General features: G+C 67.3%; 15 protein-coding genes. 4 read left to right on the top strand and 11 right to left on the bottom strand.

Annotated features, from left to right (window positions below):
• Positions 1-12: 12 nt before the first annotated feature.
• From H3005_RS12930 to H3005_RS12920, 3 genes are read right to left on the bottom strand one after another with little or no spacing between them, the layout of a single operon-like run.
• A complete protein-coding gene (locus H3005_RS12930) occupies positions 13-669 on the bottom strand; it encodes an alpha/beta fold hydrolase (RefSeq protein WP_100554628.1) in 657 nt (218 codons plus the stop codon).
• Positions 666-1,475 (bottom strand): class III extradiol ring-cleavage dioxygenase, encoded by an 810-nt coding sequence (locus tag H3005_RS12925; RefSeq protein WP_191078348.1) that lies wholly within the window; start codon positions 1,473-1,475, stop codon positions 666-668. The genes H3005_RS12930 and H3005_RS12925 overlap by 4 nt, the downstream gene beginning before the upstream one ends.
• Positions 1,476-1,518: 43 nt before the next feature.
• Positions 1,519-1,929 carry a DoxX family protein gene (locus tag H3005_RS12920; protein WP_191078347.1) on the bottom strand — a complete coding sequence of 137 codons (411 nt, stop codon included), beginning with the start codon at positions 1,927-1,929 and terminating at the stop codon, positions 1,519-1,521.
• 94 nt (positions 1,930-2,023) lie between these two features.
• Here H3005_RS12920 and H3005_RS12915 point away from each other — a divergent pair, with 94 nt between their 5' ends.
• Positions 2,024-2,905, top strand: a complete 882-nt coding sequence (locus H3005_RS12915) for a LysR family transcriptional regulator (RefSeq protein WP_191078346.1) — start codon at positions 2,024-2,026, stop codon at positions 2,903-2,905.
• A 91-nt stretch (positions 2,906-2,996) separates the two neighbouring features.
• Here the strand turns inward: H3005_RS12915 and H3005_RS12910 are convergent, their stop codons facing one another.
• Positions 2,997-6,059: an EAL domain-containing protein gene (locus tag H3005_RS12910; protein ID WP_191078345.1), complete on the bottom strand. Its 3,063-nt coding sequence runs from the start codon at positions 6,057-6,059 to the stop codon at positions 2,997-2,999.
• Between the two features lie 174 nt (positions 6,060-6,233).
• Between H3005_RS12910 and H3005_RS12905 the strand changes: the two genes are divergently transcribed.
• Positions 6,234-8,345, top strand: coding sequence for a M13 family metallopeptidase (locus tag H3005_RS12905; RefSeq protein WP_191078344.1), 2,112 nt, complete (start codon positions 6,234-6,236; stop codon positions 8,343-8,345).
• Positions 8,346-8,442: 97 nt separating this feature from the next.
• Here the strand turns inward: H3005_RS12905 and H3005_RS12900 are convergent, their stop codons facing one another.
• On the bottom strand, positions 8,443-9,618 hold the full coding sequence (locus H3005_RS12900; RefSeq protein ID WP_191078343.1) for an MFS transporter: 1,176 nt from the start codon (positions 9,616-9,618) through the stop codon (positions 8,443-8,445).
• Complete coding sequence (locus tag H3005_RS12895) at positions 9,615-10,829, bottom strand: MFS transporter (protein ID WP_100554621.1); 1,215 nt, start codon at positions 10,827-10,829, stop codon at positions 9,615-9,617. The genes H3005_RS12900 and H3005_RS12895 overlap by 4 nt, the downstream gene beginning before the upstream one ends.
• 133 nt (positions 10,830-10,962) lie before the next feature.
• Between H3005_RS12895 and H3005_RS12890 the strand changes: the two genes are divergently transcribed.
• Positions 10,963-11,550 (top strand): TetR family transcriptional regulator, encoded by a 588-nt coding sequence (locus tag H3005_RS12890; RefSeq protein ID WP_100554620.1) that lies wholly within the window; start codon positions 10,963-10,965, stop codon positions 11,548-11,550.
• Positions 11,551-11,674: 124 nt separating this feature from the next.
• On the opposite strand, the gene H3005_RS12885 is transcribed toward H3005_RS12890, so the two are convergent.
• Positions 11,675-12,604 carry an oxygenase MpaB family protein gene (locus H3005_RS12885; protein ID WP_100554619.1) on the bottom strand — a complete coding sequence of 310 codons (930 nt, stop codon included), beginning with the start codon at positions 12,602-12,604 and terminating at the stop codon, positions 11,675-11,677.
• Positions 12,605-12,914: 310 nt separating this feature from the next.
• On the opposite strand from H3005_RS12885, the gene H3005_RS12880 reads away from it, so the two are divergent.
• Positions 12,915-13,529: a hypothetical protein gene (locus H3005_RS12880; RefSeq protein WP_033832034.1), complete on the top strand. Its 615-nt coding sequence runs from the start codon at positions 12,915-12,917 to the stop codon at positions 13,527-13,529.
• Between the two features lie 39 nt (positions 13,530-13,568).
• On the opposite strand, the gene H3005_RS12875 is transcribed toward H3005_RS12880, so the two are convergent.
• From H3005_RS12875 to H3005_RS12860, 4 genes are all read right to left on the bottom strand, one after another.
• A complete protein-coding gene (locus H3005_RS12875) occupies positions 13,569-13,913 on the bottom strand; it encodes a hypothetical protein (RefSeq protein ID WP_191078342.1) in 345 nt (114 codons plus the stop codon).
• 32 nt (positions 13,914-13,945) lie between these two features.
• On the bottom strand, positions 13,946-14,716 hold the full coding sequence (locus tag H3005_RS12870; protein ID WP_100462764.1) for a LytTR family DNA-binding domain-containing protein: 771 nt from the start codon (positions 14,714-14,716) through the stop codon (positions 13,946-13,948).
• Positions 14,706-15,965, bottom strand: a complete 1,260-nt coding sequence (locus H3005_RS12865; protein ID WP_191078341.1) for a histidine kinase — start codon at positions 15,963-15,965, stop codon at positions 14,706-14,708. Before H3005_RS12865 ends, H3005_RS12870 begins: the two co-directional genes overlap by 11 nt.
• Positions 15,966-16,176: 211 nt before the next feature.
• Positions 16,177-17,826 carry a M28 family metallopeptidase gene (locus tag H3005_RS12860; protein WP_100554615.1) on the bottom strand — a complete coding sequence of 550 codons (1,650 nt, stop codon included), beginning with the start codon at positions 17,824-17,826 and terminating at the stop codon, positions 16,177-16,179.
• Positions 17,827-18,020 lie beyond the last annotated feature (194 nt).

The following is an 18,020-nucleotide window of genomic DNA, read 5'->3' as shown; positions in this document are numbered from 1 at the left end:
TCTGAATGCGCGTCAGGACCGCGACAGCAAGCGCCGCTCGAGCCACGCCAGCGTCTCCCGCTGCATGTCCGCGGACAACGCATGGCCGACCGGGTAGCCACGCAGCTGATGGGCCACGCCCAGTGCCTGCAACCGGTGCGATGCGGCTTCGGCCAGGGTGTAGGGCAGCTTGTCGTCGTCGTAGCCGTGCACCACCAGCGCGTCCAGCCCGGCCTGGCCCACATCAGCCGGGATGCTCGGCGCGATTTCCGGCAGGATGCGCCCGCACAGGATCGCGAAGGATGTCACCCGCTGCGGCTGGGTCAGGGCGACGCTGGCGGCCATGATGCCGCCCTGGCTGAAGCCGGCCAGCGCAGTCTGCCGCGCATCCAGTCCCAACCGCTGCTGTTGGCCAGCCAGCCAATCCGCCAGCAGCAGGCGCGAAGTCTCGGCCTGCGCCGGATCGATCACCGGCCCCTGCGCATCGAAGCGCACCGTGAACCAGCCGAACGCCTGTGGCCCGAAGACCACAGGACCGCGCGGCAGCAGCACGTGCAGGCGCGGGTCGATGGCCGAGGCCAGCGGAAGCAGCGACTGCTCATTGCTGCCCACCCCGTGCAACAGCACCACCAGGCCCTGCGCCGGTCCTTGCGCAGGGCGCTCCAGCACCGGTTGCAGCAGCGGGTTCACGCCGCATCCTGAGCGCGCTCGGCGCCATCGAAGCGGTACAGGTCCATCGCCAGGAAGCCGGCATCGATACCGGCATCGATGCGCTTGGCACCAAAGCCGCCCTCGCCCGCCGCGCCCATCGCGAAGTACAACGGCAGCAGATGCTCGTCGGTGGGGTGCGCACGCTCTGCAAACGGTGCCTGTCGGCGGCAATCGAACAGGGCATCGCGGTCATTGGCGGCCAGCCGCTGCTCCACCCAGTCGATGAAAGGACGCACGTAGGGCGCTTCCTTGCCGTCCTGGTAGTTGCCCCAGTCGTGCAGGTTGTGGGTGATGCTGCCCGAGCCGATCAACAGCACACCCTGTTCGCGCAGCGGCGCCAGTGCGCGGCCCAGCGCGAACTGATGCTGCGGGCCCAGCATCGGCTGGATCGACACCGGTACCACCGGGATGTCGGCCTGCGGGTGCAGCAGGCGCAGTGGCACCCACGCGCCGTGGTCAAGGCCACGTTGCGGATCGAGTGCCACCGGCAGGCCTGCGGCGGCGATGCGACCCGCCACGTCTTCGGCCAATGCCGGATCACCCGGCGCCGGGTACTGCAGCTCGAACAGCTCCCGTGGGAAGCCACCGAAATCGTGGATGGTCGGGGGCTGCGGATGGTTGCCGACCAGCGGCTGCCGGGCCAGCCAGTGCGCCGAGGCGATGACGATCGCACGCGGCGTGGGCAGATCGTGGGCCAGCTCGGCCAGGCGCACGCCGACCTCGCCCGGATGCAGCGCGGTCATCGGCGAGCCGTGGGAGATGTACAGCGAAGGCAGGCGGGACATGATCTTCTCCAATGACAGGAACAGGCAGCGGGCCGGATGACGGTCAGCGCGAACGCAGGGTCCAGCGGCCATCGCCAAGCAGGAACAGCACCACCAGGGCCAGCGCCCAGAACGCCGGATATTCCCAACCACCGCCCGCATTGGCGAAGCTGAAACCGTTGGCGCCATGCACGGTCACGATGGTGCCCAGAAGCAGCGGCACACCGAGCAGGCCGATCCAGCGCGCGTAGATGCCGAGCAGCAGCGCTGCGGAAATCGTCAATTCAACGGCAATGGTGAGGTAGCCGAGGACGCCGGGCAGACCCAGCGACTCGAAGAAGGCAGCAGTACCTGCCGGGGTGAACACCAGCAGTTTGGTCAGCGCATGGACCAGGAACAACACGCCCAGAGTCAGCCGCAGCAGGGTCGCGGCATACGGGGCGAGCGGGGACAGGGGGGCGGCGGTAGCGTTCATGGGGCACCTCGGAGGGGACAAGGCACAGGTTATTGCGCTCTTCCTCACCGATAAATACGATGAATCGACCGTATTTATTTCAAAAGGCGCAACAATGGACACCCTGGATGCCATGCGCGTGTTCGTCGCGGTGGTCGAACGCAACGGCTTCAGCGCCGCCGCACAGGCGCTGGACATGTCCACGGCCGGTGTCACCCGCCAGGTCGCCGCACTGGAAAAACGCCTGTCCACCCGCCTGCTCCACCGCACCACCCGCCGGGTCAGCCCGACCAGTGCCGGCGCCGCCTACTACGCGCAGTGCGTGCGCCTGCTGGCCGAGTTCGATGCGCTGGAGGCCAGCATCGGCGCTCAGGCGCTGGAACCGTCCGGCATGCTGCGCATCAACGCACCGGTCAGCTGGGGCATCGCCCGCCTCGGTCCCTTGCTGGCCGGCTACCGCGAGCGCTTCCCGCAGGTCGAACTGGACCTGGCGCTGTCCGACCGCCTGGTGGACATGGTCGAAGAAGGCTACGACGTGGCCATCCGCATCACCCGCGAACCCAGCCCGACCCTGATCGCACGGCGCCTGGGCCAATCGCGGATCAGCCTGTGCGCCGCACCGGCCTACCTGGCCGCGCACGGAACACCACAGGCACCCGAGGATCTGCAGACGCATGCCTGCCTCGGCTACAGCTACTGGGCAGCCGGCGACCACTGGCCACTGCAGGGACCCGGCGGCGAAGTGAAGGTTGCAGTGACCACCCTGCTGCGCGCCAACAACGGCGATGTCCTGCGCGAAGCGGCGATTGGCGGCATGGGCGTGATCCTGCAGCCGGACTTCCTGTTGCACGAGGCCCTCGCCGATGGCCGCTTGGTGCGCATCCTTCCGGAATGGGAAGCCGCGCCGATCGGCATCTTCGCTGTCTACACGAGCCGCAGCCATCTGGCGCCGAAGGTGCGTAGCTTCATCGACTACCTGGTGGAAACCGGGGTGTGAGGGTACGTCCGCCGGGCATGGCCCGGCGCTACCCGAGACGCGCCCATGACACGGTAGCGCCGGGCCATGCCCGGCGAGCGCGCAGCGCGGCCTAGGCGGCCACCTCATCCAGCTGCGCGATGATCTTCTCCAGCGGTGCTGGCCGCCCCAACAGGTAACCCTGCACCTGGTCGCAGCCATGCGCCGCCAGCCAGTCCAGCTGCCCCGGCGTCTCCACGCCTTCGGCGATGATCGTCAGCCCCATGCTGTGGCCCAGCGACAGCAGCGCCCGGCAGATCGACGCGTTGCGCGGATTGGTCTCCACGTCGGCGACGAAACTGCGGTCGATCTTGAGGATGTCCAGCGGCAGGTGCTGCAGGTAGGACATGCTCGAGTAGCCGGTACCGAAATCGTCCAGCGACACGCTGATGCCCTGCTCGTGCAGGCGCTGCATGGTCTGCATCGCCTGTGCCGGCTTGCGCATCAGGCTGCTCTCGGTCAGCTCCACGTGCAGTGCGCCACGGGCCAGGCCGAAATCCTGCTGCGCGCGGGCGAACTCGGCCACCAGATCGCTGTTGAAGAACTGCACCGCGGACACGTTGACCGCGATCGACAGCTCGCCCCACCCCGCTTCGACCAGACGCCGCTGCGCCTGTGCTGCCGCGCGGATCACCCAGCGCCCCAACGCCAGGATCAGGCCGGTGTCCTCGCACAACTGGATGAACTCGCTGGGCGGGATGAAACTGCCATCGGCCTGCGGCCAGCGCAGCAGCGCCTCCAGTGACGCCGGACTGCCATCGCTGGCGTGCCGGATCGGCTGGAAGTACAGCTGGAACTCGTTGTCGATGGCCGCATGGATGCGCCCGGCCAGGCGCAGGCGGTCGGCCAGCCGGATCGTCACCGCCGCATCGAACCAGGCCACAACGTTGCCTTCGGCGCGGGCCGCGTGCGCCGCCTGTGCGGCCATGCCGATCGCCTGCTCCGCACTGTGGCCTGCATTTGCGTCATGTACCGCCACACCAATGCGGGGTTCGAACTGGTGCAGCGAATCCTGGCCGCGCATCGGTGCCGAGACGATCTGCAGCAGATCGTCCAGCACGCGCTGGGTATTGTGTTCCGGCGCGATGGCCAGCACGAAGTCTTCTGCCGGCTGGAACGCCAGCAGGCCGAAGCGCGCGCCCAGCCCGCCCAGGCGCGAGGCCATCGACTGCAGGACCGCGTCGCCGATCTCACGGCCCAGCGTATCGGCCACCAGCTGCAGACCGCGCAACTGCACGTAGGCGATGGTGTAGGCGCCGGCCTGCTCGTCCAGCTGTTCGCTCAGTGCACGCACGTTGAGCAGGCCCGTGGCCGGGTTGTGGCGCGCGTGGTAGGCCAGGTCGCGTTCGTAGGCCAGTCGTTCGCTGACATCCTCGGCCAGCACCAGACACGCAGGCTGGCCATCGAAATCCAGCTGCGACAGGTGCACACGAACTTCGAACACCGTGCCATCCTTGCGCTGGTGCAGGCGCACCGCAGCATCCTGCAGTTCACCACTGCGCACCTGCGCGATCGCGCCCTTGACCTCGTCCCAGCCCTCGCGCGGGCGGATGTCGAGGATGCTCATCGCCAGGAATTCATCGCGGGTGTAGCCGTACTGCTGCACGGCCGCCTCGTTGACCTCGATGAAGCGCAGGGTGTCCGGGTCGAACACCCAGAACGGTGCGGGGTTGCGATCAAACAGCAGGCGGAAGCGGCGTTCAACCTGGCGCATCTGTTCGTGTGCCTGGTAACGCTCGCTGAGGTCGGTCAGTGCGCCGATCATGCGCCGCTGCCGATCGGCCACCGCTACCCGCTGGCCACGCGCGGCAACCCAGCGCACTGCACCGCCGGGCAACACCAGGCGGAATTCTTCGTCGAGTACCGCGGTGCCGGCGAAGGCCTGGTCGAAGGCCTGCTGCATGCGTGCGCCGTCATCGTGATGCACGCGGGCGAAGAATTCGGCCACCGGCAGCGCATCGGTCTGCACACCGAAGATCTCACGCGCCAGCGGTGACCAGCGCAGCAGGGCAGCGTCTTCGTCGACGTACCAGGTGCATACGCGGCCCACCTGATGGGCCAGGCGCAGCTCGGCGTGGCCGGTCCGCAGCTCTTCGGCCATCGACTGCTGCCGATGGGTGCTGCGGCGTACCGCGTACAGCAGCACCAGCAGCAGCGCCACGTACGCCAGCACGATCACGATCGCCGCCTGCAGATACGGCCACCAAGGCTTCAGCACATCTTCGTTGGCCAGGCCGACCTGCACCGCCAACGGGCTGCGTTCCAGGGTACTGATGGTGGAGATGCGCGGGATGTGGTCCACCGCGCCGGGAATGCTGCCCAGTTCAACCACGGCCTGCCGGCCCAGCAGCTTGCGTGCCGGCAGCGTGTAACGGCGGCCGACGGTGCCATGCGGATCGGGGACACGGGCCAGCATGTAGCCATCGGCGTCGCTGATCGAGGCCAGGCCACTGGGCCCCACATCCAGACCGCCCACGATCCGCTGCAGTTCGCCGCAGCGCAGCCGCGCCAGCAGCCAGCGATCACCCTCCATCGGCAGCGCCAGCGGCACCACCCAGCCACCGTCGTTGGCACGCTGCGGCGGCCCGATGTACAGCGCGCTTCCCTGCCCGCGTCGCTGCGGATCGGTCCACAGCGGCAGCTGCAGGTCGCCCTTGCCGGCCGTCAGGGCGCGGCCGTAGGTATCGAGCACGACAATGCTGTGCAGTTCGGCGTGCCGGCGCAGCACGCCGGCAATGGCGGCATCCAGCAGCGCGGGTGCCTGCGCAGGCACCGTGCGGAACAACTCGGCCGCATCGGCGGCGATGCCCCCCATCGCCCGCTCCAGGTTGCGCAGTTCCAGTGCCAACAGGCGCTCGCTGCCTACCGCCAACGCCCGGCTCTGCCGCTGCGCGGCTTCCAGCCGACGCTGGTAATCGTTGGCCAGCATCGCGGCCAGGCCGACCGCCAGCAGCACGCCCAGCACCACGCCGCCCCAGGTAATGGCACGCAACGGCCGGGCCAGCGCGTGTCTCAGCGCCGGCATCGGTCGGTCTTCCCTGGGCAGTCGGCTGGCTTCATGCGCGAACGATTCCTCCACGTCCCCGACCTCAACGGCCGGCGGACGCCATTCTTGACGCCTCAACCTGTCCTGCATGCGCCCTCCCCCGGGTGCTGCAGACATCCAGCCCGCAGCATGCACCACGCCGATGACCGCGTGAAGGTCGCTGCTGCGTGTTCAGCCAGATCACGCACAGTGCTGGCCCTGCCGGGCACGTCCAGCCGGCCCGCAGCGGATTAGACTTGGAGTTTTCCGCCGCAAGAGAAGTCCATGTCCAAGCTGCGCCGCCCCACCCTGGCACTGGCCATCGTTGCCAGCCTGTCCCTGGCCGCCTGCGACCGCCCGGCCGATCCCGCCGCCGGCACCGCCGCACCGGCCGAGGCGACACCCGCTGCCGCCAAGCCGATGCTGGGCAGCTTTGGTTTCGATGCCAGTGGCATGGACCGCAGTATCGCCGCCGGTGACGACTTCTTCGGCTTCGCCAACGGCAGCTGGGTGAAGAACACCGAGATCCCGGCCGACCGCTCGCGCTTCGGCAGCTTCAACGTGATCGCCGAGAAGACCCAGGCCGATACCCGCGCGATCCTGGAAGGCGCTGCCGGCAACGCCCAGGCCAGCGGCGAAGACAAGCTGATCGGCGACTACTACGCCGCTTACATGGATGAGGCAGGCATCGAGCAGCGCGGCCTGGCGCCGGTGCAGCCGCAGCTGAAGAACATCGATGCGATCGCCGACAAGGCCGGCCTGGCCCGCGCCCTGGGCGGCGACGTGCGCGCCGATGTCGACCTGCTCAATGCCACCAACTTCTACACCGACCGCCTGTTCGGCCTCTGGGTCTCGGTGGACCTGCTGCAGCCCGACCGCACCGCGCCGTACCTGGTGCAGGGCGGCCTGGGCATGCCGGACCGCGATTTCTACCTGGGGGGTGGCCGCATGGCCGACCTGCGCAAGCAGTACCAGGCCTACATCGCGCAGGTGCTGCAGCTGGCCGGCGTGGCCGACCCGGCCGGCAAGGCGCAGCGCATTCTCGCTCTGGAAACGAAGATCGCGCAGGCGCATGCCACCCAGGAAGAAACCAATGACGTGACCAAGGGTGCCAACCCCTGGACCCAGGCCGACTTCAACGCCAAGGCGCCGGGCATGGACTGGGCCGCGTTCCTGGACGCAGCCGCACTCGGCAAGCAGCAGGACTTCATCGTGTGGCAGCCCAAGGCCGTGGCCGGCCTGTCCAAGCTGGTGGCCACCGAGCCGCTGGATGCCTGGAAGGACTACATGACCTTCCACGCGCTGGACCGTGCCGCCGCCTATCTGCCGAAGAAGTTCGCAGATGCGCGCTTCGCCTTCCACGGCACCGCGCTGAGCGGTACGCCGCAGCAGAGCGACCGCTGGAAGCGTGCGGTGGATGACGCCAACCATGCCGTCGGCGAGGCCATCGGCAAGCGCTATGTCGAAAAGCACTTCGATGCCAAGACCAAGGAACGTGCCGACGAGATGGCGAAGAACATCATCGCCGCCTTCGCCAAGCGCATCGATGCACTGGCCTGGATGTCACCGCAGACCAAGGCCAGCGCCAAGGCCAAGGTGGCTGGCCTGACCGTGGGCATGGGCTATCCGGACAAGTGGCGCGACTACAGCGGCCTGGAAATCCATCGTGATGATCCGCTGGGCAATGCACAGCGCGCCGAACTGTTCGAGTACCAGCGCAACATCGCCAAGCTGGGCAAGCCGGTCGACCACAGCGAGTGGGCGATGCTGCCGCAGACCATCAATGCGATGAACGTGCCGCTGGAAAACCGCCTGGTGTTCCCGGCGGCGATCCTGCAGCCGCCGTTCTTCGACGGCGCTGCCGACGACGCGGTGAATTACGGTGCGATCGGCGCGGTGATCGGCCATGAGATCAGCCACGGCTTCGATAATGCGGGCGCGCTGTTTGACGACACCGGCAAGCTGCACAACTGGTGGACGGCCGAAGACCTCAAGCAGTTCAACGCTGCCGGTGATGCGCTGGCCGCGCAGTTCAGCAGCTACGAGCCGTTCCCGGGCGTACATGTCAACGGCAAGCTGACGTTGGGCGAGAACATCGCCGACGTCGCCGGCCTGGGCACTGCTTACGACGCCTACCAGCTGTCGCTGCAGGGCAAGCCGGGCCAGACCCTGGAAGGCTTCACCCCCGACCAGCGCTTCTTCCTCGGCTTCGCCCAGGCCTGGCGCAGCAAGAGCCGCGAGCAGGCGCTGCGCAATTCGCTGCTGACCGATGTGCATGCACCGGGCCAGTTCCGCGCGCTGACGGTGCGCAACATCGACGCCTGGTACCCGGCGTTCGACGTCAAGGAAGGCCAGAAGCTGTACCTGGCCCCGGACAAGCGGGTCAAGGTCTGGTGATGTAACGCGAACGGGCGCCGAAAGGCGCCCGTTTCGTTTCCATGGGTAGACGCCAACCTTGGTTGGCGCTTTTCCGCCATCCACGCATGGCGTGGATCTATTGCCTGCGCATACCCGCCACGACCAACGTCGCCGCCGCCGCGAACCCGGTCGCCGCCCACAGATTGGCGTGCAGCCCGATGCCATCCAGCAGCAGTCCCCCACCCCACGCGCCCAGCGCGATGCCGATGTTGAACACGCCCACGTAAAGCGCCGTAGCGATCTCCACGGCCTTGGGGGCAGCCGCCATCATCCATGTCATCAACCCCACCGATACCCCGCCATAGGCCAAGCCCCACATCAGCAGCACCAGCACACCGCTGGCTGGCGTGCCGCCGGTCCACAGGAACAACAGCGGTGTCAGCAGCAACCCCAGCGCAATGGCCAGCAGCAACCCGCGCGGACGTCGCGCCGCCAGCAGGCCAACGATGAAGTTGCCGACGATGCCGGCCATGCCATAGGCAAACAGCAGGCCTCCGATCCATGTCGCATCGATGTGTGCCAGCGTGGTGAGCAACGGCCGCACATAGGTGAACGCGATGAAGTGCCCCGCCACCAGCAGCAGGGTCAGCAGCAGCCCCTGCTGCAGGCCGCGGTTGCCCAGCTGCTGCACGAACTGGCGCGCGCGCACCGAGCCGTCCACCGGCAACGCCGGTACCACCCACAGGTGCAACAGCAGGACGGCTGCACTGAACGCAGCCATCACCACGAAGGCCCAGCGCCATCCCAGCGCCTCGCCGATCAGCGCACCCAGCGGCACGCCCAGCACCGAGGCCGCGGCTACGCCACCGAAGATGATCGAGGTGGCCAGGCCGATGCGCGCTGGCGGCACCAGGCGCGCCGCCAGTCCGCCGGCAATGGCCCATATGCCGCCCATGCAGAAGCCCACCAACACACGCGCGGCCAGCAACCATGCGATGCCTGGCGCCAGTGCCGAGGCGACGTTGGCCACCAGCAGCAGGCCGAGCAGCGCGCACAGGATGCGGCGACGATCAATGCCACCAGCTGCAATCACCACCAGCGGTGCGAACAGCGCCGCCAGCAGTGCCGGCAGCGAGATCATCAGACCGGCGGTGCCTACGGACGCGCCGAGGCTGTCGGCGATGGGGGGCAGCAGTCCGACCGGCAGCATTTCGGTGGTGACCACGGAGAAGGTGGCGAGGCCGATGGCACAGACCGCCCACCACGGATGGCGTAGCACAGGCGCCGAGTGCGCGGGCGATGAAGTACTCACGGGACCATCCCTGCAGAGGAAGTGGACGAAGCAGAAGTGCGTAGCGCACCCTGCGCGAGCAGGGCGACCAGCAGCACGACACTGCCTGCCACCAACGCGACGACGAAGCCGCTGCGCACACCACCGGCATCGACGCTCTGCCCGGACAACGCAGCACCCAGTGCCACGCCGATGTTCAGGCCAGCCAGCAACCAGGTCATGCCTTCGGTGAGCCGCCATTCGGGCACGCGCTGTTCCACCAGCGACATCGCCACGATCATCGTCGGCGCGAAGGACAGCCCAGCCAGCAGCACCGCAGCGGCCAGTGCAGGAAGGGTGCTCACCGACAGCAGCGGCAATGTGGTCAACGCGGTGGCTCCTGCACCCAGCAGCAACAGGCGCCGCAATGGCACCTGCAGCTTCAGCGCACCAAACAGAAGGCCTGCCACGCAGCTGCCAAGTGCGTAGGCCGACAGCACCGCGCTGGCTGCCAGTGGCTGCCCTCGCTGTTCGGCAAAGGCCACGCTGGTGATGTCGACCGTGCCGACGATCACACCCATCGCCAGCATCAGCAATGCGAGCAGGCAGATCTCCGGTTGTCGCAGCAGGGAGCGCGAAGGTGCGGCGCCCTCGCAGGTCTGCAACGGCGGTTCGGTGCCACGCTGCAGCACCAGCAAGGCCACGCCGACGACCAGCAGCAGGGCGGCAGCCAGCACGCCAGCCTGCGGCCATACCGCCACCGACAGCCCGACCGACAACGGCGGCCCGGCGATGAAGGTGACCTCATCGAACACCGTCTCCAGCGAATAGGCCGTCTGCAGTTGCGGGCGGCCGCGGTGGATCGCGGTCCAGCGCGCCCGCACCATCGCCGACACGCTCGGCATGCAGCCGGCCAGCATCGCCGCAGCGAACAAGGTCCAGTCCGGCGCCTGCAGCACTGTACAGGCCAGCAGGAGCAGCAGACCTGTCGCGCTGGCCGCGGTGGCCCACGGCAGCACCCTGCCCTGCCCATGGCGGTCGACCCAGCGCGACACCTGCGGCGACAGCAATGCATAGGTGAGCACGAAGGTGGCCGACACCGCGCCGGCCAACGCATAACTGCCGCGCAGCTGCGACAGCAAGGTGATGAAGCCGATGCCGGTCATCGGCAGCGGCAGGCGTGCCAGCAGCCCGGCCAAAGCAAGTCCGGTGGTGCCGGGGGCTGCGAACAGGTCGCGGTACGGGGTGGCCATCGAAATCTCCAGGGCAGCGACTTGCCTGGCGCACGCGGCGCCACGACAATACATACAGAGCGTATGAATAAGAGCCTACATTCATACATCGCGTATGTAAATAATCATGCACTTCGTATGTAAGGAGTTCCGGATGGTCCGTCGCACCCGCGCCGAGATGGAAGAAACCCGCGCCAGCCTGCTGGCCACCGCCCGCCGCGTGTTCAGCGAACAAGGCTATGCCGCCACCTCGATGGACGATCTGACAGCCCAGGCTGGGCTGACCCGCGGTGCGCTGTATCACCATTTCGGCGACAAGAAGGGGCTGCTGGCGGCGGTGGTCGCCCAGCTCGACGCCGAGACGGACGCGCGCCTGCAGGCGATCAGCGATGGTGCGGCCGATACCTGGGACGGCTTCGCGCGGCGCTGTGGTGCCTACCTGGAGATGGCGCTGGAACCGGAGATCCAGCGCATCGTGCTGCGCGACGCACGTGCGGTGCTCGGTGGTGCATCACCGGAATCGCAGCAGCACTGCGTGCACTCGATGCAGCGATTGATCGAACAGCTGATCGCGCAGAGCGTGGTCGCACCGGTGGATGCGCAGGCACTGGCTTCGCTGATCTACGGCAGCTTGGCCGAAGCTGCGTTCTGGATAGCGGAAGGTGAAGATGGCGATGCGCGCCTTCGCCAAGCAACGGCGGCACTGGAGATGCTGCTGCGTGGGCTGAAGTCGACCGGGTAAGGCCTATCCACGCATGGCGTGGATCTGCTGTGGGCCAGCCACGCATGGCGTGGATCTACCCTGGGCCATCCACGCATGGCGTGGATGCGGCGCCGCGCGGCGGCGCGCCGACCAAGGTCGGCGTCTACCGCGGCAGTGCTGGCCACTCGCGCAACACGTCCACCGGCACACCCACCCGTGCGCAGGCACGGGTCGCCAAGCCATCGGGCAGCGCGCGGCGGAACAGCGGTGCCATGCCCTGCATCAGTTTGGCCGACGCCGCTGCCTGCGCACGTTGGCGCGTGCTGCGCTCGAGCATGCCCTCGGCCCAGTCCGGCAGCAGCGCGGCACCGGCACCGAGGAAAATTTCGCGTGACAGGCCCGGCACCGGCACCGGCAGGCGCACGCCGGACAGCACCTGCAGCACTTCGCGCGAGCGTTCGTCCACCACCAGCTCCGGCTGCCGCGCGCAGAAGTACGCGTCCACTTCCGCCGCACTGCGCGGCACATCCACCGCTCCCAGCGCTTCGGCCACGCACCGGTATTCGTCGTAGTAGCGGTCGGCGATCGCGGCAGGCACTTCACGCCCGTAGCGGCGATAGCCCTGCAGGAAGCCGTAGGCCTCGGTCACATGCACCCACGTCAGCAGGTGCGGATCATCAGCGGCATAGGGCTCGCCCTGCGCGGTATGACCGCGGATCTGCGCGTGGATGCGCCGCACCTTGGCCACCAGCGCTTCCACCTCGCCTGCCGGCGCATAGCTGGTGCCGGCCACGAAAGCGGTGGTACGGCGCAGGCGGCCGACCAGGTCCTGGCGGAAATTGGAATGATCGTAGACACCGGCCAGCGCGCGCGGGTGCAGGGTCTGCAGCATCAGTGCACACAGGCCGCCGGCCAGCATCGAGGGAAGTTCGGCGTGCATCCGCCAGGTCACGCTGTCCGCACCGAACCAGCCGGGATCGCCCAGCGGGTGGTCGTAGTCGATGCCACTCTGATCACGCGGAAACGCATCCAGTACCCAGCGTCGGATCGGGGCGGTGACGGGGCGGGAAAGACGGTGCAGCAACGGCGGCATCACGGGTCCAGATCGGCGGAGGGACGGACCGCGTCCTGCGCGGTCCACCCCGATTCTGGGCGATCACGACAGGCACGGCGAGCCCGGCCGCTCAGCGTCGGTTTCATGTGCGCGCGCAGCACGTTTCACCCTGCGACATCTTGTCGCAGGCCGCGCGAGCAATGTTGCGACGCACCAATATTCACCTGTTCAGACAGAACCCTTGTGCCGCGTGGCCTTGAGGCCATTGCACCGCTCGCTGGAAGTGCTAGAACTGAACCCGCCACACCGTCCACTGCAGATCGCCGCACGTTCCACCAAGGAGCCAGCCATGATTGCTTTGTTCAAGGGTTTGGGATTACTGCTTCGCGACAACGAGCTCTACAGCAGCCCGTTCGAAAAACAGGTTGCGCACTGGCGCACCCTCAGCGAACAGCAGATCCGCGATGAAGTGGCGGTGCTGGCCCAGGCCAAGTGCCAGTGGCTGATCACTTCGATCGTCGGATGGCAGGCGGCCTCGCTGCTGATCCTCGGCCTGATCACCAATTACCTGTGGCGCGACGATTACCACATCACCTTCACCCGCGTGGTCGTGGTGTTCGGCTCGTGGATCTCGATCCTGTTCGTGATCTGGTTCATGGCCAACATGTTCGACCGCACCGCCGGCTTCGAGCGCTGGATGAAAGCCTTCAACAGCCGCGCCCGCATCACCTCCAAGGCCGACAGCGTCGAGCACGTGGCCGAAGCGCTGGACCTGGCTGAACACTATCCGGAAGTGCTGGACTACAAGCAGGCGGTCACCGCCAAGCGCGAGTTGCGCCACGAGGACATCCGCATCATGACCGAGATCGGGCGCATGAAGCAGCACTCCGAACTGGTGGGTCGCCTGAATCATGTCGGTGAAACCGAACACCATCACGACATGACGCTGCAGCCGGCTTACTGAGCCGAACGCAATCCGGGGGGAGCCACAATGCCACCGTGCTCAGTCACGGTGGCATTGTTCTTTCTGCACGTCGCTGACGCACTGGCGGAAGTCCTTGGGCAGGCCACTGACCTGCTCGGTCTTGCCTACGGCCACCGCGAAATGGCGCAGCGGTGGCGTCGCACAGGCGGCGTCGGTGCTGCAGCCTGGGGCCAGCACCAGGTAATGGCATTGCCCACTGCTGCTGGCGATGCATTCAAAACGCGCCACGCCATCGACCACCGTGCTCTTGCTGTACAGCGTGTCCACGCCATTGGCATTGGTGCGGGTGATCGAGGTGTTGCTGGATTTTTCGCAGCCGGCGATGGCCAGCACAGCGGCACCTACAAGCAGGAGACGGCGCATGTTCGTTCCTCGGTGGATGGCGAAGGCCGCGGCTACATGCCGCGGAACAGGCTCATGAAGGGCTGGCTGACCACCAGCGTTTCCGCACGCTGGCGCAGGCGCAGCACACCGCGCCCGGTGTCATCTCGGCTGACCGCTGCGACGGCCTTCATGTTGACGATGGTGGAGCGGTGCACCTGGCGGAAGTGCTGCGGATCGAGCACTTCCAGCAGCTCGCGCAGCGGTGTGCGCAGCAGGCTTTCGCCGGCAGCAGTGACCACGGTGGTGTACTTGTTGTCAGCGCGGAAATAGATCACGTCGTCGAGCATGATCAGCTGCGTATCGCGACCGTTGCTGGCGGTGATCCAAGCCAACGGTGGCCGATCGTTGGCGACCGGGCCTGCACCCAGGCGCTGCAGCAGGCGCTCCAGAACCGCATCGTCCTGGCGCGTGGATGGCAGCCGCGAAAGAATGCGATCGCGCGTGGCCAGCAGCCGCTCGTCGCTGACTGGCTTGAGCAGGTAATCCATCGCGCCCTGCTCGAAGGCATCGATGGCGTACTGGTCGTAGGCGGTAACGAACACCACCTGGGTGCGCGGGCTCAGCTCGGCCAATGCCCGTGCCACTTCGATGCCGCTGATGCCGGGCATGCGGATATCAAGGAAAGCGATGTCCGGCTGTTTCTCGGCCAACTGTTCCAGCGCACTGGCACCGTCCTCGCATTCGGCCACCAGCTTCAGCTCCGGCCACAGCCGCCCGAGTTGCTCGACCAGCGAGTGCCGCAGCAGCTCCTCGTCTTCGGCGATCAACGCTTCAAGCGGCATGGCGGGGTTCCTTGGCCGACTGCGGCAGGGTCATGGTGGCGGCTACACCGCTGGGGAAATTGGCCACGATCGCCACCCCGGCCTGCTCACCGCAGGTCAGGCGCAAACGTTCGCGCAGGTTCTTCAGACCGATGCCGGTACCGCTGGTGCCCTGGCCGAAGCCGAGCCCATCGTCGGCGACGGTCACGGTGACGTGGTCATCGAAACCGCGCGCGAGGATCCAGACCGTACCGCCACCGGGCTTGGGTTCCAGGCCGTGCTTGATCGCGTTCTCGACCAATGTCTGCAGCGCCATCGCCGGCAGCTTCACTTCGTGCAGTTCGGTCGGCACCTGCACTTCCACCGCCAGCCGGGCGCCCATACGGATGCGCAGGATTTCCAGATAGGCGCGGGTACGTTCCAGCTCCACGCCCAGCGTGGACACCGACTCATCCACCTGCGGCAGCGAACTGCGCAGGTACTGGATCAGGTGGCCCAGCATCTGCTCGGCGCGCGCGGGGTCGGTGCGGGTCAGCACCTGGGCGTTGGCCAGCGAGTTGTACAGGAAGTGCGGCTCGACCTGCGCGTGCAGCAGGTTCAAGCGCGCGACCGACAGTTCCTTTTCCACCTGGGTCTGTTCGGCGGCGGCCTGCTCGTCGCGGCGCTGGTCGGCCACACGGCGGCTGATCGCACGGGTCACCGCTTCGGCGTTCTCATAGTTGCTGCCTTCATCCAGTGCCAGCAGATCGGCCCACCAGCCGGCGTCCGGTTCGAACAGCAGGGTGACGGTGCTGGTGCCCTGCCCCGGCGTAACCGTGGCCAGCACGCTGTTGCGCTTGATCGCCAGCCGCGCAGGCAGGTTCCAGCGCGATGGTTGCCGACCGTTCCACAGGTCGACGCGCCGCACATAGGCACGCACCTGCAGGCTGCCGGCAGAACTCTCCACCTCTTCCACCCGTGGCAGTTCGCCGACGGCTGCTTCGACCACCGCAAAGGCCTGGCCGGCATCCATCGGCAGTTCGATCTGCCGGCGCTGGCGGCCGGACAGCGTGGCGCCATCGAGGCGACCGGCCACCAGCCAGACCCGGCGCACGTGGGTGATCGCGCTGCCCAGCGCAGAGATCATCAGGAACATCACCAGCAGCCCGAACACCCAGCCCGGGCCGTCGTTCATGCCGCTGAAGATGCCGCTCCAGACCATGCCGGCAACGAACAGCGCCGCGGCCCAGGCCAGCAGGTGACGGATGATGAGGGAGAAGCTGGCGATCACGGCGGCGCCTTGGTGGAAGGGGTGAGCCGAGCATAGAGCGGCCCTTCGGGCAAACAAGCGGTGTGCGACGAAGGGCGGGAAAGGGTGGATGGAAGCCCCGTACGTAGTGCCGGCCGCTGGCCGGCTCCCCATTGCCTCCGCAAGCACCACAGGGTTGCCGGCCAGCGGCCGGCACTACCTGGGAGGCGCCGGGCGGACCCGGCGCCTTCCCTTATTTGCGCTGGTCGGCGCTGGCGTCACGCACGGCGCGGAACGCCTCGTCCTTGCTCCAGTTCGGCCAGCTGCGCGAGTTGGCCAACTGGTTGCCCAGGGTGTACAGCACTTCCAGGTCGCGCGCGGCGCCGGCGAACACCCAGTCCGGCTGCCACTCGTCGCCCTGCTGGTGGTAACGCTTGGCGGTGTAGTCCTCGGACGCCTTCTTGCCCGCCGCGACGCCACCGTCCACCCAGTCCTGCCCTGCCGACCAGGACAGCGCCGGCACGCCACGCTTGGCGAACGGGAAGTGGTCGGAGCGGAAGAACAGGCCGGCCTCCGGCTTCGGGTCCGGCGTGTAGCGGATGTCCCAGCCCTTGGCCACATCCTTCAACTGGTCCAGCAGTTCGAAGCGCGCCGCGCCGTAGATGCCGAAATCGCGCGACGGACCGAACGGCGCCATGCCATCCATGTTGATCATCGCCACGGTCTTTTCCAGCGGATACAGCGGATGCGTTGCGTAGTACTCCGAACCCAGCAGGCCCTTCTCCTCGGCCGTCACTGCCAGGAACACGACCGAACGCTGCGGACGCGGGGCCTTGGCGAAACCGCGCGCCAGTTCGATCAGCGAGGCGGTGCCGCTGGCATTGTCCAGCGCGCCGTTGAAGATGCGGTCGCCGCGTGCATCCGGTTCGCCCACGCCGATGTGGTCCCAGTGCGCGCTGTAGATGATGGTCTCGTCCGCATGCGTGCTGCCTTCCAGGCGCGCGGCCACGTTGTGCGAGGTGATCACTTCGGTCTTGACCGCGTACTTCGCATCCAGGCTGGCGCCGGTCAGCGTGACCGGAGTGAAGTCGCGCTGCTGCGCCTTCTTCTTCAATGCTTCGAAATCCTGCCCGGCCGAGCGGAACAGTTCCACCGCCAGATCGCGCTGGATCCAGCCTTCCAGCAGCGGGTGGCTGTCGGCCGGGTTGTCGCGCACCACGTCGAACATGGTGTTGGTGTTGGAGCCGGCCACCGTGGCCCAGCCATACGAGGCCGGTGCGGTCTCATGCACGATCAGCACACCGAGTGCGCCCTGGCGTGCGCCTTCTTCGTACTTGTACGGCCAACGGCCATACCAGGTCATGCCCTTGCCATCGAAGTCGCCCTTGCCGGTCTCGAAGTCCGGGTCGTTGATCAGCACGACGGCGATCTTGCCCTTCAGGTCCACGCCCTTGAAGTCGTCCCAGTTGCGCTCCGGCGCCTTCACGCCATAGCCGAGAAACACCAGCGGTGCCTTGCTGATATCCACGTTGGTGGCGCCGTTCATGGCTGCACGCACGGCAATCTGCTTGCCCTGTTCCAGCGTGATGGTCTTGCCGCCCTGCTGCAGCGACAGCTGCGGGGTACCGACGATGTCGCCCTTGCGCAGCGGCACGGCCTGGGTCCACAGGCGCTTGCCGTCCTTCAGGTCACCACCGGGCTGCAGGCCGGCATCGGCGAACTGCTTGCTGAGGAAGGCGATGGTCTTTTCTTCGCCGGCGGTGGCCGGTGAGCGGCCTTCGTAGGCGTCGGAGGCCAGTTCCTTGACGTCGGCGGAGATCCGCGCGCCATCGAATTTCGGGGTGGCCGCCATCAGTGCGCTCGACACCGACAGGGCCAGCACGCCCAGTACTACTCGCTTCATTGCTCTCTCCAGCAGGGAAATCGTTCTGGAGTGTAAGGGGTTCGCCCGGGCGGCGCCCGGGACCCGCCGAAACAACGGCAACAGCCGAAGCAACAGCAGAAGCTGGTTTCCTGAGGGTAGGCGGGGTGGGGCAGCGTGCGGGGGCCGCTGCAAGTACATCCATGTAAGCTCGGTCGCCGCATCCATGCGGCTCA

The organism is Stenotrophomonas sp. Br8, assembly GCF_014763005.1.
GTDB classification, from domain to species: domain Bacteria; phylum Pseudomonadota; class Gammaproteobacteria; order Xanthomonadales; family Xanthomonadaceae; genus Stenotrophomonas; species Stenotrophomonas lactitubi.
This window is presented reverse-complemented; position numbering and strand designations above follow the sequence as displayed.

Bases quoted from the DNA above. Each gene is read 5' to 3' on its own strand.
- H3005_RS12910 (WP_191078345.1), bottom strand. From the start codon at position 6,059: ATGCAGGACAGGTTGAGGCGTCAAGAATGGCGTCCGCCGGCCGTTGAG.
- H3005_RS12885 (WP_100554619.1), bottom strand. From the start codon at position 12,604: ATGCCGCCGTTGCTGCACCGTCTTTCCCGCCCCGTCACCGCCCCGATC.
- H3005_RS12880 (WP_033832034.1), top strand. From the start codon at position 12,915: ATGATTGCTTTGTTCAAGGGTTTGGGATTACTGCTTCGCGACAACGAG.
- H3005_RS12870 (WP_100462764.1), bottom strand. From the start codon at position 14,716: ATGCCGCTTGAAGCGTTGATCGCCGAAGACGAGGAGCTGCTGCGGCAC.
- H3005_RS12890 (WP_100554620.1), top strand. From the start codon at position 10,963: ATGGTCCGTCGCACCCGCGCCGAGATGGAAGAAACCCGCGCCAGCCTG.
- H3005_RS12925 (WP_191078348.1), bottom strand. From the start codon at position 1,475: ATGTCCCGCCTGCCTTCGCTGTACATCTCCCACGGCTCGCCGATGACC.
- H3005_RS12895 (WP_100554621.1), bottom strand. From the start codon at position 10,829: ATGGCCACCCCGTACCGCGACCTGTTCGCAGCCCCCGGCACCACCGGA.
- H3005_RS12860 (WP_100554615.1), bottom strand. From the start codon at position 17,826: ATGAAGCGAGTAGTACTGGGCGTGCTGGCCCTGTCGGTGTCGAGCGCA.
- H3005_RS12920 (WP_191078347.1), bottom strand. From the start codon at position 1,929: ATGAACGCTACCGCCGCCCCCCTGTCCCCGCTCGCCCCGTATGCCGCG.
- H3005_RS12875 (WP_191078342.1), bottom strand. From the start codon at position 13,913: ATGCGCCGTCTCCTGCTTGTAGGTGCCGCTGTGCTGGCCATCGCCGGC.
- H3005_RS12905 (WP_191078344.1), top strand. From the start codon at position 6,234: ATGTCCAAGCTGCGCCGCCCCACCCTGGCACTGGCCATCGTTGCCAGC.
- H3005_RS12915 (WP_191078346.1), top strand. From the start codon at position 2,024: ATGGACACCCTGGATGCCATGCGCGTGTTCGTCGCGGTGGTCGAACGC.